21 protein-coding genes and 1 tRNA gene are annotated in these 25,032 nt (G+C 58.8%); 12 read left to right on the top strand and 10 right to left on the bottom strand.

Annotated features, from left to right (window positions below; translation table 11 throughout):
- The first annotated feature begins 3 nt into the window (after positions 1-3).
- The 5 genes from galE (at position 4) to AC781_RS04640 (ending at position 5,020) form a co-directional block, all read left to right on the top strand.
- Positions 4-993 carry a UDP-glucose 4-epimerase GalE gene (gene galE / locus AC781_RS04660; RefSeq protein WP_067774254.1) on the top strand — a complete coding sequence of 330 codons (990 nt, stop codon included), beginning with the start codon at positions 4-6 and terminating at the stop codon, positions 991-993.
- A 160-nt stretch (positions 994-1,153) separates the two neighbouring features.
- Positions 1,154-1,507: an arsenate reductase (glutaredoxin) gene (arsC, locus tag AC781_RS04655; RefSeq protein WP_067774251.1), complete on the top strand. Its 354-nt coding sequence runs from the start codon at positions 1,154-1,156 to the stop codon at positions 1,505-1,507.
- Between the two features lie 84 nt (positions 1,508-1,591).
- Complete coding sequence (gene bla / locus AC781_RS04650; protein WP_067774247.1) at positions 1,592-2,512, top strand: class A beta-lactamase; 921 nt, start codon at positions 1,592-1,594, stop codon at positions 2,510-2,512.
- Positions 2,513-2,770: 258 nt separating this feature from the next.
- The gene (locus AC781_RS04645; protein WP_067774244.1) at positions 2,771-3,727 is read left to right on the top strand and encodes a LamG-like jellyroll fold domain-containing protein; all 957 of its coding nucleotides are present in this window, start codon (positions 2,771-2,773) and stop codon (positions 3,725-3,727) included.
- A gap of 372 nt (positions 3,728-4,099) precedes the next feature.
- Positions 4,100-5,020 carry a LamG-like jellyroll fold domain-containing protein gene (locus tag AC781_RS04640; protein WP_067774241.1) on the top strand — a complete coding sequence of 307 codons (921 nt, stop codon included), beginning with the start codon at positions 4,100-4,102 and terminating at the stop codon, positions 5,018-5,020.
- Positions 5,021-5,139: 119 nt separating this feature from the next.
- Here AC781_RS04640 and AC781_RS04635 read toward each other — a convergent pair whose 3' ends face one another.
- Positions 5,140-5,724 (bottom strand): hypothetical protein, encoded by a 585-nt coding sequence (locus AC781_RS04635; protein WP_067774238.1) that lies wholly within the window; start codon positions 5,722-5,724, stop codon positions 5,140-5,142.
- A gap of 42 nt (positions 5,725-5,766) precedes the next feature.
- The gene (locus AC781_RS04630; RefSeq protein WP_067774235.1) at positions 5,767-6,384 is read right to left on the bottom strand and encodes a hypothetical protein; all 618 of its coding nucleotides are present in this window, start codon (positions 6,382-6,384) and stop codon (positions 5,767-5,769) included.
- Positions 6,385-6,664: 280 nt separating this feature from the next.
- On the opposite strand from AC781_RS04630, the gene AC781_RS04625 reads away from it, so the two are divergent.
- Positions 6,665-9,175 carry a glycosyl hydrolase family 95 catalytic domain-containing protein gene (locus AC781_RS04625; RefSeq protein WP_067774232.1) on the top strand — a complete coding sequence of 837 codons (2,511 nt, stop codon included), beginning with the start codon at positions 6,665-6,667 and terminating at the stop codon, positions 9,173-9,175.
- A gap of 124 nt (positions 9,176-9,299) precedes the next feature.
- On the opposite strand, the gene AC781_RS04620 is transcribed toward AC781_RS04625, so the two are convergent.
- The 7 genes from AC781_RS04620 to AC781_RS04590 form a co-directional block, all read right to left on the bottom strand.
- Positions 9,300-11,303: an ATP-dependent helicase gene (locus AC781_RS04620; protein WP_067774229.1), complete on the bottom strand. Its 2,004-nt coding sequence runs from the start codon at positions 11,301-11,303 to the stop codon at positions 9,300-9,302.
- A gap of 26 nt (positions 11,304-11,329) precedes the next feature.
- Positions 11,330-12,295 (bottom strand): methionyl-tRNA formyltransferase, encoded by a 966-nt coding sequence (gene fmt, locus AC781_RS04615; RefSeq protein WP_067774226.1) that lies wholly within the window; start codon positions 12,293-12,295, stop codon positions 11,330-11,332.
- A 139-nt stretch (positions 12,296-12,434) separates the two neighbouring features.
- Positions 12,435-13,100: an outer membrane protein gene (locus tag AC781_RS04610; RefSeq protein WP_067774223.1), complete on the bottom strand. Its 666-nt coding sequence runs from the start codon at positions 13,098-13,100 to the stop codon at positions 12,435-12,437.
- Between the two features lie 95 nt (positions 13,101-13,195).
- Entirely contained in the window at positions 13,196-13,474 is a 279-nt protein-coding gene (locus AC781_RS04605) for a DUF167 domain-containing protein (protein ID WP_067774220.1), read from the bottom strand.
- Positions 13,471-14,247 (bottom strand): phosphoribosylformimino-5-aminoimidazole carboxamide ribotide isomerase, encoded by a 777-nt coding sequence (hisA, locus tag AC781_RS04600; protein WP_067774217.1) that lies wholly within the window; start codon positions 14,245-14,247, stop codon positions 13,471-13,473. Before hisA ends, AC781_RS04605 begins: the two co-directional genes overlap by 4 nt.
- A gap of 59 nt (positions 14,248-14,306) precedes the next feature.
- Positions 14,307-16,430 carry an ATP-dependent DNA helicase RecG gene (gene recG, locus AC781_RS04595; protein WP_067774214.1) on the bottom strand — a complete coding sequence of 708 codons (2,124 nt, stop codon included), beginning with the start codon at positions 16,428-16,430 and terminating at the stop codon, positions 14,307-14,309.
- An 85-nt stretch (positions 16,431-16,515) separates the two neighbouring features.
- Positions 16,516-17,196: a peptidoglycan recognition protein family protein gene (locus AC781_RS04590; RefSeq protein ID WP_083076566.1), complete on the bottom strand. Its 681-nt coding sequence runs from the start codon at positions 17,194-17,196 to the stop codon at positions 16,516-16,518.
- Between the two features lie 233 nt (positions 17,197-17,429).
- Between AC781_RS04590 and fabG the strand changes: the two genes are divergently transcribed.
- The gene (gene fabG, locus AC781_RS04585; protein WP_067774211.1) at positions 17,430-18,173 is read left to right on the top strand and encodes a 3-oxoacyl-[acyl-carrier-protein] reductase; all 744 of its coding nucleotides are present in this window, start codon (positions 17,430-17,432) and stop codon (positions 18,171-18,173) included.
- A gap of 20 nt (positions 18,174-18,193) precedes the next feature.
- Positions 18,194-19,396: a formylglycine-generating enzyme family protein gene (locus AC781_RS04580; protein WP_067774208.1), complete on the top strand. Its 1,203-nt coding sequence runs from the start codon at positions 18,194-18,196 to the stop codon at positions 19,394-19,396.
- 88 nt (positions 19,397-19,484) lie between these two features.
- Here the strand turns inward: AC781_RS04580 and AC781_RS04575 are convergent, their stop codons facing one another.
- The gene (locus tag AC781_RS04575) at positions 19,485-20,363 is read right to left on the bottom strand and encodes a glycosyltransferase family 25 protein (RefSeq protein WP_067774205.1); all 879 of its coding nucleotides are present in this window, start codon (positions 20,361-20,363) and stop codon (positions 19,485-19,487) included.
- 167 nt (positions 20,364-20,530) lie between these two features.
- Here AC781_RS04575 and AC781_RS04570 point away from each other — a divergent pair.
- The 4 genes from AC781_RS04570 to AC781_RS04555 form a co-directional block, all read left to right on the top strand.
- Positions 20,531-20,615 (top strand) — tRNA-Leu (locus AC781_RS04570).
- A 341-nt stretch (positions 20,616-20,956) separates the two neighbouring features.
- The gene (locus AC781_RS04565; protein WP_141675752.1) at positions 20,957-22,996 is read left to right on the top strand and encodes a hypothetical protein; all 2,040 of its coding nucleotides are present in this window, start codon (positions 20,957-20,959) and stop codon (positions 22,994-22,996) included.
- On the top strand, positions 22,993-23,412 hold the full coding sequence (locus AC781_RS04560) for a hypothetical protein (protein ID WP_067774199.1): 420 nt from the start codon (positions 22,993-22,995) through the stop codon (positions 23,410-23,412). Before AC781_RS04565 ends, AC781_RS04560 begins: the two co-directional genes overlap by 4 nt.
- Positions 23,413-23,641: 229 nt before the next feature.
- The coding region (locus tag AC781_RS04555; protein ID WP_176712495.1) for a hypothetical protein at positions 23,642-25,032 on the top strand (1,391 nt) is incomplete at its 3' end.

Genomic DNA, 25,032 nt, shown 5'->3' with positions numbered 1-25,032 from the left:
AATATGAAGATTCTCGTGACAGGCGGCGCCGGCTACATCGGCTCGCATACGGTGCGCCAGCTCGTGAAGACCGGCGCGGACGTGACCGTGCTCGATAGCATGGTGTACGGGCATCCGGCGGCGATCGTTGATCCCGAGGTGAAGCTGGTGAAGGGAGATTTGGGCGACCCGAGCGTCGTGTATCCCCTGCTGCTTCAAGGCAATTTCGATGCGGTGGTGCATTTCGCCGCTTTCATCAATGTGGGCGAATCGGTGACGGACCCGCTCAAGTACTACGAGAACAACATCGCCAAGCCGCTCGTGTTGCTGCGCGCGATGATCACGGCGGGCTGCAAGCGGTTCGTCTTCTCGTCCACCTGCGCGACCTACGGCGTGCCGACCCAGATCCCGATTCCCGAGACCGAGAAGCAGGATCCCATCAATCCCTACGGCGGTTCCAAGCTGATGCTGGAAAAGGTGTGCAAGGATTGCGACCGCGCCTACGGCCTGAAGAGCGTGTTCCTGCGCTATTTCAATGCCTCCGGTTGCAGCGAAGACGGCCTGATCGGTGAAGACCACGAGCCGGAAACGCACCTGATCCCGAATATTCTCCTCGCCGTCAAGGGCGAACGTCCCGTGATCGAGGTGTACGGTACGGATTACGATACTCCGGACGGTACCTGCATCCGCGACTACATCCATGTGGACGATCTGGCGGATGCCCATCTGCGCGCCGTCGATTATCTGGTCAAGGGTGGCGAAACGAACTGGTTCAATCTGGGTACGGGCCTTGGCCTTTCCGTGCGCGAGATTATCGACGCCGCCGAAAAGGTGACGGGCAAGAAGGTGCCGGTGACCTACGGCCCGCGCCGCGAAGGCGACCCGCCCCGCCTGATTGCGGATGCCCGCAAGGCGAAGGATGTGCTCGGCTGGGAAGCACGCTGCAAGGATGCCTTCCACATTGTGGATACGGCCTGGAAGTGGATGACCGGCCCGCACGGCGGCCACTTCTGAAGCGTCTGTGCGCCCTGTTTTTCCAAGAGCGGCTCCATGCGGGGCCGCTCTTTGCATTTGCCGGGGATATGATGACAGGGAGAGCGGGGTCGCGGACGGTTTATGATGTTGCATCGTATCGGAAAATAGGTGAGAATGATTCCAGAAACAAATAGATCCGATGCAGAAAATCACCATTTACCACAATCCGTCGTGCAGCAAATCCCGTGAAGCCCTCAAGAGAATCCGCGAGGCCGGAGAAGAACCGGAAATCGTCCTGTACAAGGAGAATCCTCCCAGCCGCGAAGAACTGGCGGAGCTGATCCGCCAGACGGGGCTGAGCGTGCGCGGCATCATGCGCGACGGCGAGGATGTGTACGGCGAGCTTCATCTGGACGATCCCAAGTGGACGGACGACGAGCTGATCGATATGATGGTTCAGCACCCCATTCTGATCAACCGCCCGATCGTGGTGACGGCGAAGGGCGCACGCCTGTGCCGCCCGATGGAGGCTCTGGACGAGATCATGCCGTGAGCCGGATAGGGAAGGATTCCCGCTTTTCCTCTGGCGGCGCGGAGCCTGCTTGACAAGGCAGGCCCGGCGGGGCATGATGCCTCCATGAAGACTTTTTTCCGTCTTGTTTGCCTGCTGGCATGCTCTGCGCCCGCTTTTGTTTCCGCCTCCGAATCGCCCGAGGCCGTTCGTCCGTCCGTACCGGCCGGGTTGGAAAAGGCTGTCCGGCTGTCCGACGGCAAGGTGGGTTTTTTCGTGCTTGATCTGGATTCCGGAGCTTCCGCCGGATGGGGGGATGAGGGCATGTATCCGATGATGAGCGTGTTCAAGTTCCCTCTGGCCTTGTCCGTGCTGAGCCGTGTGGATGAGGGGAAGCTGGATCTGGATGCGAAATACAGGGTGGCGGGTAAGGATCTGGATCCGAAGACGTGGAGCCCGATGCGCGAGAAGTTCCCGCAAGGCGGCATGTTTACGCTTCGGGAGCTGCTGCGTTATTCGGTGGCGGAGAGCGATAACAATGCCTGCGATTTTCTGTTCGGCCTGATCGGCGGCCCTGCAGCGGCGCAGGCGGATTTGAAGAAGTGGGGTGTGGAGGATATCAGTATTCGCGTGTTGGAAGGAGTGATGCAGGATGATTGGAATGCCATTTATTTGAATGCGGCCCGCCCGTCTGCGATGGCCGGGTTGTTGAAGCTGTTTGCGGACGGCAAAATTCTCCGCGAGGCGACGAACCGCGAGCTCTGGGAGATGATGGCCGGATGCAAGACCGGTACCGACCGCCTGGTGCAGGGTATGCCTGCCGGAGCGGTGCTGGCGCACAAGACGGGGTCTTCCGGCGTGCGGAAGGATGGCCTTGTGGGCGCATTCAACGATGTGGGAATAGCTGTGCTTCCGGATGGCCGCCGATTGGCGATTTGTGCGTTTGTGTCGGATAGCCGCAGGCCTGTGAAGGAGTGTGCGGCTGTGATTGCATCATTGGCCCGCTGGGCATGCTCCGAATGGAGAGCGCCGGAAAAGAAGGAGTGAGGAGGTGGTATGCGTGCATATTTTTGTGGATCCTTGAGCGCCGTGCGGGTTCAGGTCGGGGAGATTCTGTGCGTTCTCCGTGAGCCGGATACACCGAAGATTATGCAATACAATCTAATTTGTATGCGTAAATGGCATTAAAGTAATAATCAATGTATTATGTATGTCAAATTCGATTGCGAATAGTGTTGACTTTCGTGCAGGCATGCGGCATCTTTGCGCCGCCTTCCAGATAAGTTACTGGTGGTTTGATTCAATATGCGCAAAAACATTGTCTATTCCCTGCTTCTACTTCTGTCCAGTGCATCAACGGTATTTGGTGCAATAGCGAAAGATGAGCTTTATGATTATTGGGATTTTAACGTGGGAGCCAACGGAACGTGGAAAATTCCGACCTATACGTCGGGCGGCAACCCAACGGTGACGATCGGCTCAGCCTCTACCTCGAAATGGGATCCAAATTACGGATACGGGTATATTTCCACTCAATATGATTCAGGCAACGGTTCCATGTTCGCCAGTTTCAAGGAAGGAGGCGACATCACCGTGAAGTATGATGGAGCCAATCGGCCGACGTGGACGGATAAAGACGGCATCAGTATTTCCATGCTCCTTTGCAATGGCAATGTCGGTGCGTGGAATTCATCGGCACACGGTTTCTATTTCGAGACCGAATTTTCCAACTCGGAGACGGGGGCTGTGTCCAGATTCTATTATGCTTTCGTACCGGAGGCAGACCACAGGAATATGAAATTCCAGACGAATATGCCGGGAGACTGGTCCGGGGTCAACGTTGTCATGCCTTTGATGCCGCAGGACAAACTGGTTTCTTTTGTTTTGACTCTTTCCGAGGGTTCTCTTTTCATGTATCTGGACGGAGCATTGTTGCTGACTTGTGGTGCAGCTGTCGGAAATGCTTTCGATTTCAATGTGTTGAATTCATTTCAAATCGGAGGCCCGGCTCCAGCAGGAGAAGAATTCGATGGCTTGAGAGTGGGCCAGTCTGGCTGTTTTGTCATTGATGAACTGGCTATCTGGAAGAAGACGCTGAATACGGATGAAGTAACTTTCGTGCGTGACAATGAAATCGTGACGCTTCCGGCTCCTGAGCCATCCTCCGCTCTGTTGTCTTGCGTCGGCGTTGCCGCTTTTGCTCTGCGCCGCCGTCGCCGGGGGCAGGATGATGCCTCTCCGTTTCATGCCGGGCGTGCATGAGGAATAGCTGCAAGCTTCGGTGAAGCAGTGCAGTGTGCAGGCTATGTATGCACCTGCGCCGGGGTCGGCGATTGCCGGTTTGCCCGGCCGGGTTTGTTTCGGATGAGGCGTGCCGGACGGGAGGCGGCGGGAGCGCCATGCGTGCGATTGTCGCGGGATGGAGCTATTCGGTGTTGGGGGAGATTGTGCTGTTTGATGCTCTTTGTAAGTAAGATACTGCAAGTTTTCTGGTTTTTTGCCGGAAAAATATCATGAAAATATGCCATGAAGAAGAAAGCGGCAAAATTCGTTGTTAAATAATGTTGACTATTGTTGGGATGGGTGTATCCTCCGTTTGTTCTTTCGGCTGAGTATCTGCCGATTCGTTTCTGTATGAGCAAACAAATTTTATTTTCCCTGACCATGTTCCTGTTTGGCGCATCGGCTGCTTTTGGCGGTATATCCAAAAAAGACCTTTACGATTACTGGGATTTCAATACGGGGAATAATGGCGCATGGAAAATACCGACCTATTCTTCAGGAGGCAAGCCGGATATTGCGATCGGAAATAATGCGACATCGAAATGGGATCCGAATTACGGATACGGTTATATTCCCAACAAGTATGATTCGGGAAATGGTTCCATGTTTGCCAGCTTCAAGGAAGGCGGAGATGTTACGGTGAAATACACCGGAGACAGCAGGCCTACATGGACGGATAGCGATGGAATGAGTATTTCCATGCTCCTTTGCAACGGCAATGTCGGTGTATGGGATTCATCGTCCCACGGCTTTTATTGCGAGACCGAATTCGCCAATTCGGTGACGGGTGCAGCATCGCGGTTTTATTTTGCTTTTGTTCCGGAGGCGGATCATCAGAATATGAAGTTCCAGACGAATATGCCGGGCGACTGGTCCGATGTCAACGTTGTCATGCCTTTGCCTCCTCAGGACAAGCTGATTTCTCTCGTCTTGACTCTTTCCGAAGGAAATCTTTCCATGTATCTTGACGGTACTCTGTTGCTGACGTGCGGCCAATCTACCGGGCAGGATTTCGATTTCAACGTGTTGAATTCATTGCAGATCGGCGGTCCGGCTCCGGAGGGGTCGGAATTCGACGGATTGAGAGACGGGCAGATGGGTAGTTTCGTTGTCGATGAACTGGCCATCTGGAATAAGGTGTTGAATGCGGACGAGATGGCTTTCGTTCGTGACAAGGAGATCAATACTCTCCCGGTGCCGGAGCCTTCTTCGGTTCTGTTGTCCTGCGCGGGGATGGCTGCTTTTGTCCTGCGCCGCCGCCGCAGGGTATAGCTTTTTCTACACCATTCGTGCCGCGGCGCATGGGATGCGTGCAGCTGATGGTTTCATGCAAAAAAAACTGCCTTCCGTATCGGAGAGGCAGTTTTTTTGCGATATGAATTCGTTTGGAATTAACCCTGCGGTTCCGCACCGGGAGCGAGCTGCTGCACGGTGACGTTGCTGTTCGAGAATTTGCAGCTTTGCTGCGTGGTCTGGTTGGCGTTGTCCGCCGTGCGGCGCACATCGAAGGAGCAGAGGCCGGAGAGGGTGAGTCCGGAGCCGCTGATACCCGGCAGGGATGCATCGAGCTGAACGTTGGTGTAGGTGTAGCGCACGCCTTTGTCGTCCGTGATGTCCATCGTGGAGGTGATGTCGAGGTGCAGGATGACTGCCTTGGTCGTGCTGGATGCGGGTTTCCACGTGTAGGTGCCCTGGGCGATCAGCGTGGAACGGTCGGAGCGGTAGGCCTTGAAGGTGGTGTCGTCGAACTCGGTGTAGACCCAGCTTTTCGCAAACTGCGGAGCGGTGGCGGTCGTGTCGGTGCTGCTGATGAGGTCGCTGTCGTTGAAGAGCCCGGTCGGCGAGATCATCTCATAGCCGTCCAAGGTCTGGTTGACGTTTGTATCCGCACCGGAATCGCTGCTGCTGCTGCACTGGGTGAGGGCGACCGGGCTGCAGAGAGCGGCGCCGAGAAGGAGGAGATGCTGCCATTTCATGACGGAGTGCAAGAAGTGTGTGGTTGATGGGTAAAGAGGCCGTTACTGCGCCAGTTTGGTGAGGGTGACGATGGCGTTCGAGAAGCGGTAGTTGCGCGGGTAGGAGACGCTGCCGCCCGTGGTGGTGGTGGCGGTTTCCGTGTAGGAGCAGATGCCGGAGTAGACATCGCGGTAGGCCATGCGGGAAAGTGCGCCGGAGAGCCTGATGTTGGTGTAGGAATACGTGACGGAGTCGATCGTTTTTTCAAGGTCGGTCGTGAAGACGAGTTCGAGGATGGTGGATTCTCCGGTCGTTCCCTCGACCTTGTTGGTGTAGGTTCCCTGTCCGAGTACGGAGTAATCTTCGCGCAGCGCGGTGAAGGTGTTGCCTTCGAAGCGCGTGTATTTCCATTCGGTGGAGAAGAAGGGTGTCGCATTGGTGGAGGGCAGTTTGCCGCTGGGGCCGCTGATATCATTGCCCTCGCCGTCGATGTCCGCATCCGAGGCGTAGTCTCCTGCGGAGAAGATCCCGTTGACGAAGGTCATCAGGGTGCCGTTCAGGCTGGAGTCGGCCGGCGCTTTGACGAGCGATTCGTTTTCGCTTGAGGAGTTGCACTGCGTCGTGAGAACCAGAGTGCTCGCCAGAGCCGTGCAGAGGAAAAGTATGCGATGGATTTTCATGGCAGAAGTGATGTCGGCGCCTCGAATGCATATGGAGGAAACAAACAGGCGTTCTGTATTCTACTATGAAGGGTTCGGGAAGCAAGCTCAAAGTGAGGGGGCGACGGTTTTTTCTTTCCCCGTTCCGGAGACGTGTGCGTGGATGCGGCTGGCAGCATGGAATCGTCCGGTTTGCGGAGAGAAAAGGCGGGATGTCCAACCGTTTTTTATTGCGGTATGATTTTTTGTGCAGTATGGTCTGGATGCGCCCCGGGGTGCATGAATTTTTACAATAATCAAGATGATATCCGTATTGAAGATCATGGGGAAATGTTGGTGCCTGGGGCTGCTGGGCATGGTGTCCGCAGTTCCGGGACAGGCCTCGGAGAATGAGGCGAAGCAAGGTGTGGCGGATGTCGTGCCGTTCCGAGCCGATTCTTCGTATGTGTCGCGGCATGATATCGTGTACCAGTCTCCGATGAAGGTGCCTGTGGAAGGAGTGCCTTTGGGGAACGGGAAGATGGGCGGTCTTGTGTGGACGCAGGACCGGGGTATCGAGTTCCAGATTCACAAGGATGATATCTGGTCGAATTCCGAGGCGGGCCACAGCGGCCGCGTGCCCCGGCATGCGGCGCGAGTGAGGCTTGATTTCGGCGTACCCGTGTTCAGCTGGATTCATGCGCTGAACAATTTTCAGGGCCGCCTGTCTCTGGAGCGCGGGGAGGCTTCCTTTGCCTCCCAAAGCAATTTCGGCGATGTGCAGGTGCGCACATGGCTGGCGCAGGATCGCAACGTGTGGGTGATCGAGTGCGAGGGGAGTGAAGATGCCGCTCCGGTGACGGCGCATCTGGAGAGGATCGGCAGCCGGGCGTTCGCCTTCTGGTACAGCGGCGGTTTTGACAGGCAGCCCGGCACGGCGCTGGGCGGCAGCAATCCGCAGGTGGCATCGGACGGACGGACGGTGCTTTTGACGGAGAAGGGCAGCGGTATGGATTTCGTGGTCGGTATGCGCGTGGCGGGGAACGGCAAGGCCCGTGCGGAACGCCTCAACCGCTTCAGCGGCGAGGTGTCCGCTCCGTCAGCCAAATGCCGGATTCTCGTGGCTGTGGCGACGGCGGAGGATTCCCCGAATCCCGCCCAGGCGGTGCAGGCTTTGCTGGATGGCGCGGAGAAGGCGGGCGTGGAGCAGATGCGCAAGACGAAGGATGAGTGGTTCAAGCGTTTCTGGAACAAGTCGTTCGTACATCTTGGTGACGATTATCTGGAAAATCTCTGGTATCTGAGGCGGTATCTGATGGGGTGCGGATCGCGCGGAAAATACCCGGTGATTTTCAATGGCGGCCTGTGGCGTTGGAATCGCGATGTGACCAACTGGGTGTCTCCCCACCACTGGAATATGCAGCAGCAGTACTGGGGACTGTGCGCCCAGAACGATGTGGATTTGATGCGCCCGTATTGGGAGACGTACAACCGTATGGCGGAGAAGCCGGGTATGAAGAATCTGGCAGCCGCCCGGGGTGCGAAGAACGATGCGATTCTGTTGGCCGAGATGCACGATTTCGACGGGACGATGGTGGACCAGAACCGGGGCGATATGGTGCATGCTTTTACGCAGGCGGCGCAGGTGGCTTCGCGTTTCTGGGAGGTGTACGAGTTTACGAAGGATAAGGAGTTTTTGCGGAAGACGGCGTATCCGTTCATGCAGCGTGCGGCGAATTTCTATTTGCAGAAGCTGGTGTGGGATGAGGGACGCAAGGTTTTCACGATGAACGGTTCCGTTTATGAGGATGGGAACGGTTTCGGCCCGGCGAAGGAGCCGGAGAGCGATCGCGAGTATATAGAGGATCTGTTCCTTTCCTGCATCGCGGCTTCGAAGGAGCTGGGTATTCAGGGAGAGCATGTGGCGAAGATGCAGCACGTACTCGACCATCTGTGGCCGAGGCTGTATATGAATAGTCCGAAGTATCCGGCAGGTGAGGTCATTGCTCCGACCAACGGAGGCAGGTATGAGCCTCACGGCTGGGCGATCGGAGGTCTGGCCGCATTCCCTTCCGGCAATATCGGCATCGATCAGCGCGAGACGAAGGAGGGCAGGGCCGTGGCGAATTTCGTCAAGGGTACGGAGTCGATGTATTCCCATCATCCTACGCCGGTGATCGCCGCTCGCATGGGGATGGGAGACGATGCGCTGCGCCTGCTGAAGACGGGGGTGCAGACGATGCAGTATTTCCCGTCCGGCCTGATGTTCAACTGCACGGGCTATCCCGACAAGATTTACCAGCTTGACCACAAGACGAATATGGTGGGCCGAATCAATCTTCTGTGGAAGGATTTCTACCAGTGCGGGATGGAGACGACGAGCCTCGTTTCCCTTGCGCTGACGGAGATGCTGCTGCAAAGCAACGAAGGGAAGATTCGCGTGTTCCCGGCGGTTCCGGCCGAGTGGAAGGATCGGGAGATGGCTTTCAAGTTGCTGGCGCGGGGAGGTTTTCTCGTGGCGGCGGATTGGAAGAAGGGTTCCGTCGGCAGTATCGGTATCGCGAGCCGCTTGGGCGGAGAATGCGTGCTGCAGAATCCGTGGCCCGGCAAGGCGGTGGAGGTGCGTCAGGGGGCGAACGGTGCCGCCGTGGCCGTCCGTGAGAAGGGGGCGGATGTGATCGCTTTCGATACCGTGGCGAACGGCCAATACCGGATAACTCCGGCCGGGGTTCCGGCGAATGCCGAGCCGGTTCTGTACCGGTCGACGCCGAATAAGGCTCCGAAGAAGGCCGAATGGGGGCCGCGTACGATCGGTACCGGGCAGAATATGTAACGGAGATCATCAGTTTCCGAACAACCTTCCGAGGCTCTGTGGCCGACGGAAGGTTTTTTTGCGCTGTGCCTGCGGGTGTGGTTCGTCGTCTGTCCGCAGGGAGGCGGGAAGGGATCGGCGGGAATCAGTCTTCGCTGAGCATGTCGCGCAGGGAGTTGAAGAAGCTGGCGGAGTCTTCCTGCGAGACTTCTTCGGACATGATGTCGTCGTATTTGCGGAATTCGATGAGTTCCGGCGGGATTTCGTCGAGGAAGGCGGAGCGTTCGCAGGCGGTGGGGGTGCCGTACATGGTGCGCCGGGCGCAGTAGGTCATGGTGAGGCGTTCCTGCGCTCGGGTGATGCCTACGTAGAAGAGGCGGCGTTCTTCATCGGTGTTGCCGTCGTCGATGGAGCGTTTGTGCGGGAGGATGCCCTGTTCGACGCCGACGAGATAGACGGTGTGGAATTCGAGTCCTTTGGCGGCGTGCATGGTGATGAGGCAGACGCCGGATTTTTTTTCGATGTCGTCGTCGTCGTTGTCCTGGTCGAGGGTGATCTGGGCGAGGAAGTCGGTGAGGGTTTTGCCGGGCTGCCAGTAGGTTTTGAGCGCGTTGCGGATGTCGCCCATGGAGATGAGGCGTTTTTCGCGTTCGACTTCCGTTTTGCAGTTGCGGGTGATGAATTCCTCGTATTCGGTTTCCTCCATGAGTTCGTCGAGTATTTCGGCGAAGTTGCGCTGGCTGGCGGAAAATTCGGTGCCGAAGCGGGTGATGAGTTCGGTGAAGGCGTTGATGCTGTTCTGGGTGCGGGTGGAGCATTCCGCGAGGAAGGAGAGGTCGCACAGGGTGGCCCAGACGCTTTTGCCGTGTTCTCGGCTCCAGTCGATGGCGAAGGAGGCGGTGTTGGAGCTGATGCCGCGGGCGGGAGTGTTGAGGATGCGGAGGAGGTGGAGGTCGGCGTCCGGATTGTCCATGACCTGCAGGTAGGCGACGAGGTCTTTGATTTCCTTGCGGTCGAAGAAGCTTTGCGCGCCGATCATGCGGTAGGGGATGCGGTGTTCACGCAGGGCCATTTCGACGGGGCGGCTCTGGGTGTTGGCGCGGAAGAGGATGGCGAAGTTTTCCCAGGGGTGTTTGTGGAGGCGGCGTTGTTCTTCGATGTCGTCCACGATGTACTCGGCTTCTTCCTGAAAGCCGGGCATGGCGATGAGGCGTACGGGTTCGGTGCCTTCCTTCTGGGAGCGGAGCGTTTTTTCGCGGCGGCCTGCATTGTTGGCGATGAGGGCATTGGCGACGTCGAGCACCTGCCGCGTGCAGCGGTAGTTTTCTTCGAGCTTGATGACGGTGGGATCGGGGAAGAAGCGTTCGAATTCGAGGATGTTCGAGATCTGTGCGCCGCGCCAGCCGTAGATGGACTGGTCGTCGTCGCCGACGACGCAGACGTGGTGGCCGGGGCCGACGAGCTGCCGGAGGAGGCTCATCTGGAGGGAGTTGGTGTCCTGGAATTCATCGACGGTGATGCGGGAGAAGCGTGTGCGCCATTTTTCCCGGATGTCGGCATGGTTGCGGAGGAGGTGTTCGGTGAGGATGAGGAGGTCGTCGAAGTCCACGGCATTCTGCGCGCGGATGGCGCGCTGGTAGGCTTCGGCGACGGTGGAGATGAGGTTGTCCTTGATGTCGGCGATGTTCTGCCCGTTGTTGCGGACGCGGCTGAGTTCGGTGAGGACGGCGCCGGGTTCGAGCTTTTCCTTGCCGCCGCCGTGCTGCATGATGAGCTGGCGGAGGAGTCCTGTCTGGTCGCTTCCGGTGTAGATGGTGAAGTTTTCCTTGTAGCCGAGGCGGCCGATGTCCTGCCGCAGGATGCGGACGCAGAGAGAGTGGAAGGTGCAGATGGTCATGGCGCGGGCCGCTTTGCGGGAGACCATGGCGGCGGCGCGGTCGGCCATTTCGTTGGCGGCCTTGTTGGTGAAGGTGAGGGCGAGGATGCCTTTGGGGTTGATGCCCTTGTCCACCATGTGCGCGATGCGGCAGGTGACGGTGCGCGTTTTGCCCGTGCCGGCTCCGGCGAGGATGAGGACGGGGCCGTTGAGGGTTTGCACCGCCTTTTTCTGCGCGGCGTTGAGGCTGTCGATCGAGAAGGATTCGGCCATGGGTCGGGTGTCGCTGCTCGCCGGGGTCAGAGGGCTTTGCCGAGGATGGCGCCGGGGTAGAGGGCGTGCCCGGAGAAGAAGCTTTCCGCGCTCATTCGGCGGCCGCCTTCCGGCTGGAGGGTGGAGATGCGGATGGCGCCCTTGCCGCAAGCGACGATGAGGCCGCAGCCGTTGCTTTCGAGGACTTCGCCCGGTACGGTGTTGGCGGGGAGGTCGCTGATGGGGATGAGGTCGACGGGGGGGAAGATTTTGAGGTTTTTCTTGCGGTCGCGGCGGACGGAGGGGTAGTCGGTGTAGGTGCCGGGCCAGGAGTGGTAGGCACGGATTTTGCGGGCGATGATGTAGTCCGGCTGCTTCCAGTCGATGAAGCCGTCTTTGCGGAGGAGTTTCGGTGCGTAGGTGGAGAGCTGTTCGTCCTGCGGTTCGCGGGGGGCGGTGCCGTCGCGCAGCTGGTTGATGACTTCCAGAAGGGCTTCCGGCGTGATGGCTGCGAGCGTGTTCTGGAGGTCTTCGGCGGTTTCCGTGCCCCGGAGGGGGATGCGGCGGTGGGTGATGATGTCGCCCGCGTCGAGCCGTTTGACGACGTGCATGATGGTGACGCCCGTTTCGGAGTCTCCGGCGTCGATGGCGGCCTGGATGCAGGCGGCTCCCCGGTGGCGGGGCAGGAGGGAGGCGTGTGCGTTGATGCAGCCCATGCAGCCGAGAGCGATGACTTCTTCGGTGAGGATTTGCCCGTAGGCCATGACGACGAGGAGGTCGGGCTGCATGGCGGCGAGTTTCGCGACGGCTTCGGGGGCGCGCATGCTTTCCGGCTGAAGAACGGGGATGCCCGCTTCGACGGCGTGAAGCTTGATCGGGGGGGGCGTGAGATCCTGATGGCGGCCGACCGGGCGGTCCGGCTGTGTGACGAGTGCGACCAGTTCCCCGCTTTCTTTCAGGGCGTGGAAACTGGGAATGGCGATATCACCTGTGGCCATGAGGACGATGCGCATACAAGAAGAAAGTGCCCTGATTGGACGTTTTGGTCAATCTTGAAATGCTCCGGGCGGCGTTTTTTTTGATGGAAGAAGGTAAAAAAAGCCTGTGTGCGAGGTGCACACAGGCTTGATGGTAAGGTTTTCGCGGTCTTTTTTAGAAGGTGACGCCCACACCGACGCTGAGTACGTGCTGGGTGAGGTTCGGATCGACGTACATCTTCTGGAATTCGTATCCGAGGTTGATCTGGATGGATTCGGAAGCGATGAATTTGAAGCCCGCGCCGATGGAGTAGGTGAACTCGCTCTTGGTGTCGGAGTCCGTGCGGGTGCTGTACGTGTTGAAGTTGCCGGGCTGGCGAAGGGTGATGTTGTCGGTGTTGTCCTGATTCCAGATGACGACACCGGCCTTGCCGCCGAGGTAGAAGAGAACATTGTCGGTGATGGCGATGTTCAGGTTGTAGCCGAGCATGATCGGCATGGCGAACTGGTCGCCTTTCCAGTCGTGCGTTTCCGTGCCCGTACCGATGGTTTCGGTGAAAGTCTTGGTCTTGTCTCCCCAGAGGGCGGCGACGCTGAGGTTCCACTGGTGGCGGAAGTCGGCGTTCTGGTTGTTGTAAAGGTTGAGTGCGAGACGGGGTCCCATCATGTCGCCGTAGTTGTCGCTGTTGCCGCTGATGGCGTACACGAAATCAAGGGAGTAGGTGGGTTGCCAGTCGTAGCTGGTGAGCGCTCCCGGTTGAGGAGAGGGCAGCACGTACGGAGCGGCATAGGCAGGAGTGAGGAATGCGAGGATTCCGACTGTTAAGAGGAGCTTTTTCATAACCGAGAATGTCTATATCAAATCCACGGGGGTACTTCAAGCTTTTTTCTGCGGGGGAGGGGTGAACGGTGCGTTTTTTTCCTCGCGCCGCCGGATCAGGGCTGAGGATGGGGGAGTTGTGCGAGTTTTTGCTGTGCGGAGTCGGGCACTTCAACGAGTTTGATGCGGCCGGAGGTACCGTGCAGGAGGGTGATTTCGGATTTGCCGAGGCCGAGAAGTTCCGCCAGATAGGCGATGATTGCGCGGTTGGCTTTGCCGTCCACGGGCGGGGAGGCTATTTTGAGTTTGAGTACGGTGCCTGCCTGCGGGTGTTCTTCCCAGCCGAGGCATTCGTTGCGGCGTGCGCCGGGGGTTATTTTGAGAGCCAGTTTCATGGCTGCGCCTGTTGTTCGCGGGCGACGAGGTCGGCGTATTTGACGCCGGAGCCGCCGAAGAGGTCGAGCGAGCTGCCGACGGTGGCGTCGATGCTGCCGCCGCTGAGGCGGTCGATGAGGTCGAGGTCGGCCATGGTGGCGATGCCTCCGGCATAGGTCATCGGGCGGCCTTTCCACGAGCCGAGGAGAGCGACGAGTTCTTCGTCGATGCCTTGGCAGAGGCCTTCGGCATCCGCCGCGTGGATGAGGAATTCGGCGCAGTGTTCGGCGAGGGAGTCGAGGGTGTCGGTGGTAATGCGGAGGGAGGTGATGGTTTGCCAGCGGTTCATGGCGACGGCCCAGCCTCCGGCAAGCCTGCGGCAGCTGAGGTCGATGACGAGGCGGTTCGCGCCGACGGCGGAGACGAGTTCCTGCAGGATGTGTTTCTGGAAGATGCCGTCGCGGTTGAAGAGGCAGGAGGTGACGATGACGTGGCTGGCTCCGGCGGCAAGCCATGTTTCGGCGTTGGTGGCGTCGATGCCTCCGCCGATGTGGAGGCCGCCGGGATGGGCGGCGAGGGCGGCGCGGGCGGCTTCGTCGTTGCCGGGGCCGAGTTTGATGACGTGGCCCCCGGTGAGGCCGTCCCTGCGGTAGAGGTCGGCATACCATTCCGCCGGCTGCGTGGCGACGAAGTTGGTGCGGAGGGAGTTTTCGTCGTGGTCGTTGAGTGAGGAGCCGACGATTTGTTTGACGGCTCCGTGGTGGAGGTCGATGCAGGGGCGGAAGCGTGTCACGCGGGAGAGTATAAGGGAAGGCGGTGCGATTTCAAGGTTTTTTGCACAGGGTTGGGGTGCTAGGAGGTGGTGGGTTCGGCGGAGTCATCGGCGATGAGGTCGCGCAGGGGGGCGTGCTGCGGGAGGTTGAGGCCGGGGTCGGTTTCGAGGATGGCGGTGGCCATGTCCCTCCCCCGGTGGATGAGGCGGGTGTCCGAGAGCCATTCCATGAAGCGGACGCGGCCGAATCCGCTTTGGGCGGTGCCGAGGACGTCGCCGGGGCCGCGGAGTTTGAAGTCTTCTTCGGCGATTTCGAAGCCGTTGATGGTGCTGCACATGACGTCGAGCTTGCGGCGGTTGTCGTCTCCCGCTTTGGCATCGCTGAGGAGGATGCACCAGGAGCGGTGTTCGCCGCGGCCGATGCGTCCCCGGAGCTGGTGGAGCTGGGAGAGGCCGTAGCTTTCGGCATTGTTGATGATCATGACGGTGGCGTTCGGGACGTCCACGCCGACTTCGACGACGGTGGTGGCGACGAGGATGGCGGTTTCGTTGTTCCGGTATTGCTGCATGACGGCGTCTTTTTCTTCCGGGCTCATGCGGCCGTGCAGGAGACCGACGGAGATGTCCGGGAATTGCTGCTGCCAGTAGTCGTATTCGGCGGTGGCGGAGGCCGTTTTGCGTTTGTCGTTTTCTTCGATGAGAGGGGAGACGATGTAGATTTGCCGCCCGGCTTCGATCTGCTCGCGGAGGAAGGTCTGGATTTTGTCCAGCGCCTTGCGGGGGCGGAGGACGGTGGTGATTTCGCCGCGCCCCTTCGGCAGTTCGTCGACGAGGGAGACGTCGAGATCTCCGTAGAGGGTGAGGGTGAGGGTGCGCGGGATGGGGGTGGCGGTCATGACGAGGACGTCGGGCGCGTTGCCCCGGCGGACAAGTTTTTCGCGCTGTTCGACGCCGAATTTATGCTGTTCGTCGATGACGGCGAGTCCGAGGTTGCCCGGCGCGTTTTTTTCGTAGAGCAGGGCATGGGTGCCGACGATGATTTTCGGTTCTCCGTCGTCGGGGCCTTCGATGTCGATATGGCTGTCGTCGCGGCGGTCGGAGGTGCGCAGGGAGAGGCGTACGTCGAGCGGGGCGAGGATGCGGCGGAAGTTGTTGTAGTGCTGTTCGGCGAGGATTTGCGTGGGCGCCATGAGGACGGCCTGTTTGCCGCTTTCGACGGCGAGGAGCATGGCGCAGAGGGCGACCATGGTTTTGCCTGAGCCGACGTCTCCCTGTACGAGGCGGTTCATGGGGTGCGGCTGTTTCATGTCGCGGTAGATTTCGCGCACGCACCGTTTCTGGGCTTCGGTGAGGGAGAAGGGTAGGCTTTCCGCGAGTTCCTGCACAAGGTGGGAGGTGGTGGCCGTGATCTGCCCCGGCGTGCGGCGGGAGTGGTGCCGCTTCCACAGGATGCGGAGCTGCTGTTCGAAGCATTCGGCGAGGGCGAAGCGCATGCGGGCTTTGCGGACGAGCGGGGTTTCTGCCGGGAAGTGGATGTCGCGCAGGGCCTGTGCGTAGGGGTATTGCGGGGCGATGTCGTAGCCGGGGGAGGGCAGGTCGTCCGGCAGGCTGTGGACGACGGTATGCACGATGGTGCGGAGTCTGCGCGCCGGGATGCCGGAGATAGAGGGGTAAACGGGGACGATGCGTTCCATGTGGATGCCTGCCGGAGCTTCGGCGGCAGCGGGAGCAGGAGGGAGGCTTCCGCCGAGGGAGGCTTCGGCAAGGCGGAGGCCTGCGGATTCTTGTTCGATGATTTCGAATTCGGGGTTGACGATGCTGTAGCTCGATCCGTATTTTTTCGGTTTGCCGTAGATGACGAGTTCCTGCCCGGTGGCGATGATTTTGCCGACGTAGGGCATGTGGAACCATTTGAGGGAGAGGCGGGCTCCGGGTATGCCCCGAGAGTCTTCCACATCGGCCTGGAAGTAGCGCATTTTCGGGATGAATTTCCAACCGGTGTCCGTGACGCGGACTCGGAGGCAGACAGGTGCGCCGCCGCTGAGGGAGTCGAAGCCGTCGAACCGCCTGCGGTCTTCATGGCGGCGCGGCAGGTGCATCAGGATGTCGCCCGCCGTGCGGAATCCCGCTTCCGCCAGAATGCCGAGTTCGCGAGGTTCGATCGTCGCGCAGGAAGCGAGCGGGGTTTGCAGGGTCGTGGTCATGGGGGCGGGAGCCGGAGACGAAAAGAGGGCAGGGTTTCGGCCCTGCCCCCCCCGGTCGGAAAAGTGTCCGGCTGCAAGGTGCGCTTCAGCCGAGGTTGGAACGTCCGTTGTTGATGCAGCGGTAGTAGTAGTCCACGCGGGATTTGAACCATGCCCATTTGTAGCCGGGGCGGCCTCCTTCGAGCAAGGGTTCGGGGCAGTTCTTGCGGGTCCAGAAGTAGTGAGGGACGACGTTGCGGAGGGAAATGTCGTACTCCTTCATCAGCGTGGCGGTGAGTTTGGCGGCGCGGTCCCAGGTGCGTGGGTAGTTGCGGCCGCGGCTTTCGTTTTCGCACATTTCGATGCCGATGGAGTAGCGGTCGCCGGGGCCTCCCTTGTCGGCATGGCGTCCCGTTTCATTGAGAGGGATATTCTGTACCGCCATGTACTGATCCACCGTGAAATGCCAGTTCAGCTTGCCCAAGGCTCCGTTTCCCAATGCCTTGCGGTGCTGCATGGCTCCGGCAGTCCGATTGGCGGTGCTGTGGATGGTGATGAAGCGGGGCTTCATCGGCTTGGAATGGCGGCGGGCATAGCAGCCCGGGGACATGAATTCGCGGCGGATGCGTACTTCGCTCTTCATTTGCGAGACGGAGCGGGGACGCACCTGCTGGGTAGACGGTTTGAAGGCGACCATGGGAGGACGCGGGCCGTTCTGCTGGGAGCAGCCGACCATGAGAGCCGCCATGCATACGGTGAAAATGAGGGCAATTTTCGAGCGGGCCATGTGCGCAGTATTACACTTTTTGCATGGGCTGGCAAGTGCAAATCGGGCGGTTTTTGAAAAATATGTTCAATTTCCATAAGAAAAGTGATGTTCGTTCTTACGGGGAAGCTGTTTTCAAGATGTTAGCCTTTCCTAATTCATCTGGTTTTTCCACTGGTGGAAAAAAGGCCGTCCCCGCGGGTGGAAGCTTTGTTCTTGTGTTTGTGCTGCCAAGCAGGTAAGATGCGCGCACCATGAGACTTCAAGGAAAGACTGCTATCGTCACCGGTGCCGGCCGCGGTATCGGCAATGCCATCGCCCAGCGCTTCGCCGAAGAAGGTGCGAAAGTGATCCTGATTAGCCGCAACCCGGAAAGCTGCCAGGGTGCAGCCGATGCGATCAACAAGCTCGTGCCCGATTCCTGCGTGGCATGCCCCTGCGACGTGTCCGACTACGCTGCCGTACAGGTCGCCGTGGCGGAAATCTCGGAACGTTTCCCCACCATCGACATTCTGGTGAATAATGCAGGTATCACCCGCGATACGCTGCTGCTCCGCATGAAAGAGGAAGACTGGGACGCCGTGATGGATACGAACCTGAAGAGCGCATTCAACTTCGTCAAAGCTCTCCAGCGCGTACTGATGAAATCCCCTGCGGGCCGCATCATCAACATGAGCTCCGTCGTCGGCCTCACCGGTAATATGGGGCAGGCCAACTATGCCGCCTCGAAAGCGGGCATCATCGGCTTCACGAAATCCGTCGCACTCGAACTGGCCTCCCGCAAGGTCACCTGCAATGCCATTGCTCCCGGCTTCATCGCCACGGAAATGACGGACGCCATTCCCGAAAAGGCCAAGGAAGCCATCCTGAGCAAGATCCCCCTCGGCAGCATGGGTGAAGTGCAGGATATCGCCGCGTTGACTGCCTTCCTCGCATCGGACGAAGCCCGCTACATCACCGGGCAGGTCATCACCTGCGACGGCGGCATGTCCATGTAACCCTTACCGGAGCACGGGCTATGGAACATACATGGAGGGCATGCGCCCTTGCCGCCATTCTGCCCGTGCTCTGCTTTGCCGCTTGCGACGCTCCGCACGAAGCGGACGACGAAGCGCGTCGCATTATGGATTCCCGGCTGTGGGCGGAAGAACAGGCCGCCGCAGCCGCGCGCATGCAACCGCGGCAGCCGGTAGCGGCCATTGTTTTGCCGGATGATTTGCCCTCGCCGGAACTCTTTGAAACGACTCGGCAAATCTACGCCGAACTCGAAAAAAATGCGGGCGACACCGCCTTGCAGCCCTATGCCGAGCAAATCCCGTCCATCGGCGGTACGCTTCGCATGGTGCCGGTACCTGCGGGAGAATTCACGATGGGCAGCCCCGACACGGAACCCCTTCGGGAAAAAAACGAAGGTCCCCGGCGAAAAGTGGCTCTGCCTGCCTACTGGATATCCGAAATCGAAATACCGTGGGAAATCTACACCGCTTTCATGCAGAACGGAAGGCCGCGAGCCAAAGACGGCAAGCTGCTCGAAGAACGCCCGGATGATGAACTATGGGATCTGGTGGCCCAGCCGACGGCTCCCTACGCATCCATGAACCTCGGCATGGGGAACGGCTATGAAAACGGCATGCCCGCCATCGCCATGTCCCACTACGCCGCCTCGAAATTCTGCGAATGGCTCAGCGCGCAGACAGGGCACTACTACCGCCTGCCGACCGAAGCAGAATGGGAATACGCATGCCGCGCCGGAAGCGATGCCGCCTACTGCTATGGCGACGGCGAAGAGAAACTTGAGGAATACGGCTGGTACTGGAACAACTCGAACGACCGCTACCAGAAGGCAGCGACGAAAAAGCCGAATGCCTGGGGCATCTACGACATGCACGGCAACGTGGCGGAATGGGTGCTGGACACTTACCGTGACGACGCCTACTCAGGCGAAGCGGACAAAACCCTGCAATCACCTCTCGTGCTGGAACCCGGCAAACCGGGGCATGTCGTCCGAGGAGGCTCGTGGGAAGACGATCCGGACAGGCTCCGCAGCGCGGCACGCCGCCGCAGCCGCGCCGAATGGAACATGCAGGACCCGCAGAACCCCAAAAGCCTGTGGTACCTCACCAACGGAGGCATGATCGGCTTCCGCGTCGTACGCCCTGTCACACTGCCGGATATTCTGACTGTCCACCGCCTGTGGAACGCCTCCAAGGGGCTCTATTGAACCGGGAGCGGACGTGAAGAAGGTCAAGGTCGGACAGGGGCGGAAGAGCCTGTCCGGGAAGGTGCGGGGCCTGCCTGCACGGTCGGATTCAATCTTCGGGAGCGTCCTTGCTCTTCCTGTTTCCCGGAAAACCATGCTGGCGTGCCCGGCGCAATGTGCGGAAGGAATTCAGCTCGATCTTCATGCGGTGCAGGGGGGCGGTCATGCGGCACAGCAGGCCGCCGAGACTGCGGATGGAGCGAGGCTTCTCGCCGGCATGGCACAGGCAGGTGTAATCCACCTGTTCCTGCCCGAGGTCGGACCACGAAGGTCGCTGGTAAATCCACGAAGGAGCCAGGCCGTAAACAGACAGTCCCGTATCGTGGCTTAAGTGGTCGCGGTAATAATTGTCGATCGCGCGGAAGCGTGCCAGCCAAGGCCAAATCGTCCTCTCCGTCGGCAGATGAGCGAGCAGGGAATCCCATGACTGGCTGGAAACGACATAGGCATGGGCGGCGATCACTCCGGGCAGCTTCCAAAGCTCGTACCCTCCCTCTCTATCCTGCAAACTGCCGAATGGAGGCATGCCATGGAACCCGGCATACAACAGCCCCCAGCCTCCCGGATCATGCTCCAGAAAACGGGCGAGCAGATTCGACGCGCCGTCGTCTGCATGGAAGGCAGCGTCGTCCTCGAGAATCAGAGCGTAGGAGCAACCGTCCTGCTTGGCCGACTCGATCGCCTTTCGGTGGGAAAGCGTGCAACCGCCGACTCCTGCCCACTTGGTGGACCGTTCTCCGGTACGAGCGGTAAACCATGGGGCTTCGCCATAGCCGGGCAGGTCGACCCCCACCACACCGGAAACGCGGCGCAGCTTCCCCTCGGGAATCATGCCGGAAGTTTCCTTCACAAGTTGATCCCATCTGTCGGGGCGGTAATCCATATTGATGGTGTACACGCCATCGATCCGGTCCCAGAAATTCTTCACACCCTCAGCTTACACCTTGGCATGAAGGGATGCAATCGAAAAGGCGGATTTCCGTGTCTTGACCGCCCGGAATGGATGCATGAAAAAAAAGACGGCTTTTTGAAAAAAAAGCTTGCGATACATGCGGCGTTGGGCTAAACTCCGCCCGCAGCCAATGCACAACATCTGCTCGGATGGCGGAATTGGTAGACGCGCTAGACTAAGGATCTAGTGGAGCGATCCGTGGGGGTTCGAGTCCCCCTTCGAGCACCAAACATAAGGCCTCATGAATCAATGATTTGTGAGGCCTTTCCTTTTGTACGAATTCTCGTATCCAAGTACCTGTTCATTGCGAATCGGGGTTTTGAAGAATGGAGAGATGAGTTACTTTATCCGGTTGTTTGGTAGAGGGTAAAAGACGACAGCATGCCAAAAGGGAGGATTTAGCCCCAGCGCAGGGAGTTGCAGGAAGGGAAAATATTTGTGATAAGAAAAGCGGTGTCGGACGATCGTGAACAGGGCATTTAGTTTGCCCAACATTACAGATCATATTTCAGACCGTCGTCATCGCTTATTGAAAATAATACAATCATAAAATTCAACCTGATTTTACAATGTCTCCTATCACCCATCACATCCCCGTTACGACGGGGCAGGCTCACCACATGACACTGCGCCTCGTGCAATCATACGGCGCGCCTGCGGCTCTGTCCGACTACACGGTCTACGGCAGCATCCTGCAGGACGGAGAAACCGTCCCCGTCTCCGCCACGGGAGCGGATGCTTCCGGCATCCTCTTAACCATCCCGCCGCTTTACCCCGGCAGTCATCCCTACAACCTCCACCTCAAACACAACACATCCGGTACCGACTACCTCTTCCTTCAGGGCAACTGCGACGTCTCGGAACTCATCGGCCCCGACACGCTGGACAACACGGCGGTCGAACAAATCACCGTCGCCTTGAAAGACGACCTTTCCGGCGTGACCGTCACCGTGCAGATCGACTCGGAAACGACCGCCGCCGCATGGGAGGAGATCGAAGCCGTCGCCCGCAAAACGGAAGGTTTGCAGGAAACCATCTCCAACCTCATCCCCGAAGCGCGCATCGAAATTGCCCAAGCGACCGGAATCGCCAAAAACGACATTGCAACCGCTACGGCAACCTCGCTGGAATCTATCACGCAAGGAGCCACGAGTGCGGCAGAAACCGCCGTCACGACCGTCACCGTCGAATCTGCCAACATCGTCCAGGCATCCAAACAGGATCTTGACAACTATACTCTCGTAGAGAAACAGGTGCTGGTCGCTGCCGCAAACAAAGGAACTCAGGACATCGCTACAGCCGTGACCACGGGCACGGGAACTATCAACAATGCGGTTGCTACCGGCAAAACATCCATTGACAATTACGTTGCGGTGACGCAGGCGGATTTCGTTCGCAAATCCCAGGCCAATATATGGTCCGGAGTGCAGACTTTCAACAACAATGTCGTCCTGAACGGAACAACCACATTGACCTCTACCAACATCGCTGCCCAGTCGGCCATCCCGGCGCAGTATGGGGGGATATCTCCGTACCTGCGCACAATAGATGGATCATGGGTGCCTATGCTGCTTACATACCAGTCATGCGCCAACCGCGCCTATCGCCCCGTACGGCCCGGAGATGATGCTGGCACAGACTTGCTTATCTACCGATGGGCAGAGCGCGAAGCATACAACGGCTTCGCCAGCTGGGGGCTGATGCTTGGTGGTTACCAATACGTCGGCGGCCCCAACACATCTTCATGGTACATCCATATCACGGAGCGTGGCGATACTGCCTCTGTTCTCGCCTCGCGCCCCGAGGTAGGACTGGAGGTCATCTGCGGCCTGCACGTTGCTGCCCACTGGCAGTTCCACAGCGCGGCCGGAGGAGCTGCTCGCAGTAGCTACTACACCCGTATCCACCTTCCTATCAATGTTCTGAATGTAAGAGGAATAGCGTGCATCAACTACCACAAGTCGCTCGACTGGTGGGCAGGCTTCCATGGCTATCTCATGGTTCTAGCAAAGTCGGGAGAATGGTATCGTATCGGTCATTACTGCGCGTGTTATGAGAATACAAAGTTTGTCAACAAGTCTCGCCGTTCCTATGTCAGCCTCGGAACTCTGGCATTGTATCCTGCCATGAAATTCAACGGTGGTATTGTGACAAGCTCTATCACGGAATATTATCAGAGTCCTCCTCTCCCCAATCAGGTACAGGGCTACAACGGACTCATGGGTGGAACGCTCCGCATCTCTCGCCCCTCCATCCGATGTACATCCATAGACGCCCCGGGAGACGTCATCGATGAGGGGCTGCTTTACGGTTGCACCATTTCTCTTCCTGCGGCGGGTGGCAGCATTACTGCCGTTATGGCCTGCTCTACCAGCAGCATCAGCACATCCACACTTTGGACGGATGCTGCTATCAACTGGCAAACCGCCATCTCGTCGGCTGCCGCTACCATCAATCTTTCGGCGCTGACCGGATCCGCCACCACCGCCACAATCGTTGTCCAACCCAACGCCACGGGGGCGGCGCTTACGATACAAGTAGCCTTTTATAGTTCGGACAAAACATCCACCATTTACATCATTACCATTAACCAACCCGCACAATCATGAACCCACAACTGCAAATCACATGTAATCCATCCGACTGGGATGCATCCGTCATCACCGCCGTCGGCGTACCGTACGAACAACGCATCCTGCAACCGCGCACGATCGAGGCACACAACCTGCCGTCCGAACTGTTCGCCATCTGGCGGCAAGCCGTCCAATACTTCCGAACACTGGATCCAACACCGGATGGCTGGACAGCCATGCATATCACCGCCGAAAAAGAGGAAATCATCTTGCAACTGCCGGATGAAGAAATCGCAGCACAGCACATGCAGCTTCGCTGCTCCATTGACCGTATCTGGGTAGCGGACGGCACTACGGCACCGCCCATCACACAATGCCTGGACACAGCCGAAATGCTCGCCTTCTTCGACACGTTGACGGCTCCGGCATTCTGGATGGTTGACACTCATTAACACAGCATTCATTCCACATAATCACCCCCATCTTTGCGGGTGGTATTTCTGCACGAGGTCAAGGCCTTGTAACGTGATATTACCCGGAAAAACCCATAAAACACACATTTTTCGATTAAAAAACAAGAAAAATAGACAAAAAAGCCTACGTCGCCTGCTTTACAGGGTAGAAGACATCGCTTCTCCCGGCAGGCGCCCCGGCAACAAAACCTCAACACACATACACAACATGTCTTCACAACAATCCCCCCTCCATCCTTCCCCTGACTTCGTCGAATCCGAAGCCGACCTCGCCATGAACGGCTACCTGCCCGAAGGCTGGGCTCCCTTTATTCCCGGCGACGCGAATACCGCGGCATTCGCCTTGACCGAACATGCTGCCGACAGCTCGTCCTCGGACAGTGACTCCTCCTCCAGCAGCGACGACTCGTCATCCAGCGACTGGGACGATTCTTCCTCCAGCGATGACGACTCCTCGTCCAGCGACTGGGACGACTCCTCCAGTGACGACAACGACAAGCCCGACACGGAAAACGACCAGTTCTGCAACACCTGCGCCTGCACCTGCGCCTGCGGCAAAGACAACGTCGCCAGCGAATCCTTCTTCACCGAAAACCACCTCGGCAGCACGCAGGACGTCGCCATGAACATCGTCTTCGGCATCGAACCGGACATCGCCGGCTGGTGCCCGGCCACCTTCCAGATTCTGGATCTCAACCCCCATTCCACCAGCTGGCACGACCCGGATATGCCACTGATCTACCGGCTCGGCTTCGTCTTCCAGCACGTCACCGAATGGAGCATCCAGCACGACCCCTACTCGAAAATCATCACCGTCGTCAAACCTTCAGGCAAAACGCTGCATTACCAATATGCCGGCGGCAAGGACACGGCGGAACGCGTCGGAGACACCCGCCAGTACTCCTCCCTCGTCCAAATCCTCAATGCAGACAAGACCCCCTGCAAAACAGGCACACCCGTCTATGCGGACTTCACCACGGCAGACGGAGCCTCCATCCGCTTCAACGTCCCCACAGCGACTGAGATCGGCAAACCTGTTCAACTGGTCACGGCCGACCGCGTCGTCGTCGACCTGGCCGCCTACGGCAGCAAAATGCGCCTCAAAAAAGACTTCGGCCTCATCAGCGGCATCTGGCACCACCTCGACGGCCTGCTGAACATCCGTGAAACGGAAATCCCTGCCGGGAACGGCACAGCCGCATCCTCGCGCATCGTCCTCGAATGGTACCCGAAAAACCAGGTCACGCCTTCCGGCGACTGGTACGCCACCACCGGCATGCCGGGCAAAACATGGACTCTGGAGGAAAACAACGCCACACAGGAAGGCAAAACCTACCGCCATCTCGCGATGACCGCCGTTCGCCCCGGCTCACCCGTCACCCGCGTCGACCGCTATCTCGCAGCCGACGAAACCGTCATCGACATGCCGACGGGCGAAGGCGACCGGCGCATCCGCTACTCCAACGTCCGCACCATCCAGTCCGACGGCACATGGGAACACCTGACGACCCGCCGCATGACGAGCGGGGACACAACGCCTACCTCCAGCACACGGCAGATCTACAAACTGATCGACGGCATCTGGCAGGAAACAAGCCG

The organism is Neoakkermansia glycaniphila (assembly GCF_001683795.1).
In the GTDB taxonomy this organism is placed as follows: domain Bacteria; phylum Verrucomicrobiota; class Verrucomicrobiia; order Verrucomicrobiales; family Akkermansiaceae; genus Akkermansia; species Akkermansia glycaniphila.
Note: the sequence above shows the minus strand (reverse complement) of the source record. Positions and strands in the feature narration are given on the sequence as shown.

Bases quoted from the DNA above. Each gene is read 5' to 3' on its own strand.
- galE (WP_067774254.1), top strand. From the start codon at position 4: ATGAAGATTCTCGTGACAGGCGGCGCCGGCTACATCGGCTCGCATACG.
- arsC (WP_067774251.1), top strand. From the start codon at position 1,154: ATGCAGAAAATCACCATTTACCACAATCCGTCGTGCAGCAAATCCCGT.
- bla (WP_067774247.1), top strand. From the start codon at position 1,592: ATGAAGACTTTTTTCCGTCTTGTTTGCCTGCTGGCATGCTCTGCGCCC.
- AC781_RS04645 (WP_067774244.1), top strand. From the start codon at position 2,771: ATGCGCAAAAACATTGTCTATTCCCTGCTTCTACTTCTGTCCAGTGCA.
- AC781_RS04640 (WP_067774241.1), top strand. From the start codon at position 4,100: ATGAGCAAACAAATTTTATTTTCCCTGACCATGTTCCTGTTTGGCGCA.
- AC781_RS04635 (WP_067774238.1), bottom strand. From the start codon at position 5,724: ATGAAATGGCAGCATCTCCTCCTTCTCGGCGCCGCTCTCTGCAGCCCG.
- AC781_RS04630 (WP_067774235.1), bottom strand. From the start codon at position 6,384: ATGAAAATCCATCGCATACTTTTCCTCTGCACGGCTCTGGCGAGCACT.
- AC781_RS04625 (WP_067774232.1), top strand. From the start codon at position 6,665: ATGATATCCGTATTGAAGATCATGGGGAAATGTTGGTGCCTGGGGCTG.
- AC781_RS04620 (WP_067774229.1), bottom strand. From the start codon at position 11,303: ATGGCCGAATCCTTCTCGATCGACAGCCTCAACGCCGCGCAGAAAAAG.
- fmt (WP_067774226.1), bottom strand. From the start codon at position 12,295: ATGCGCATCGTCCTCATGGCCACAGGTGATATCGCCATTCCCAGTTTC.
- AC781_RS04610 (WP_067774223.1), bottom strand. From the start codon at position 13,100: ATGAAAAAGCTCCTCTTAACAGTCGGAATCCTCGCATTCCTCACTCCT.
- AC781_RS04605 (WP_067774220.1), bottom strand. From the start codon at position 13,474: ATGAAACTGGCTCTCAAAATAACCCCCGGCGCACGCCGCAACGAATGC.
- recG (WP_067774214.1), bottom strand. From the start codon at position 16,430: ATGACCACGACCCTGCAAACCCCGCTCGCTTCCTGCGCGACGATCGAA.
- AC781_RS04590 (WP_083076566.1), bottom strand. From the start codon at position 17,196: ATGGCCCGCTCGAAAATTGCCCTCATTTTCACCGTATGCATGGCGGCT.
- fabG (WP_067774211.1), top strand. From the start codon at position 17,430: ATGAGACTTCAAGGAAAGACTGCTATCGTCACCGGTGCCGGCCGCGGT.
- AC781_RS04580 (WP_067774208.1), top strand. From the start codon at position 18,194: ATGGAACATACATGGAGGGCATGCGCCCTTGCCGCCATTCTGCCCGTG.
- AC781_RS04565 (WP_141675752.1), top strand. From the start codon at position 20,957: ATGTCTCCTATCACCCATCACATCCCCGTTACGACGGGGCAGGCTCAC.
- AC781_RS04560 (WP_067774199.1), top strand. From the start codon at position 22,993: ATGAACCCACAACTGCAAATCACATGTAATCCATCCGACTGGGATGCA.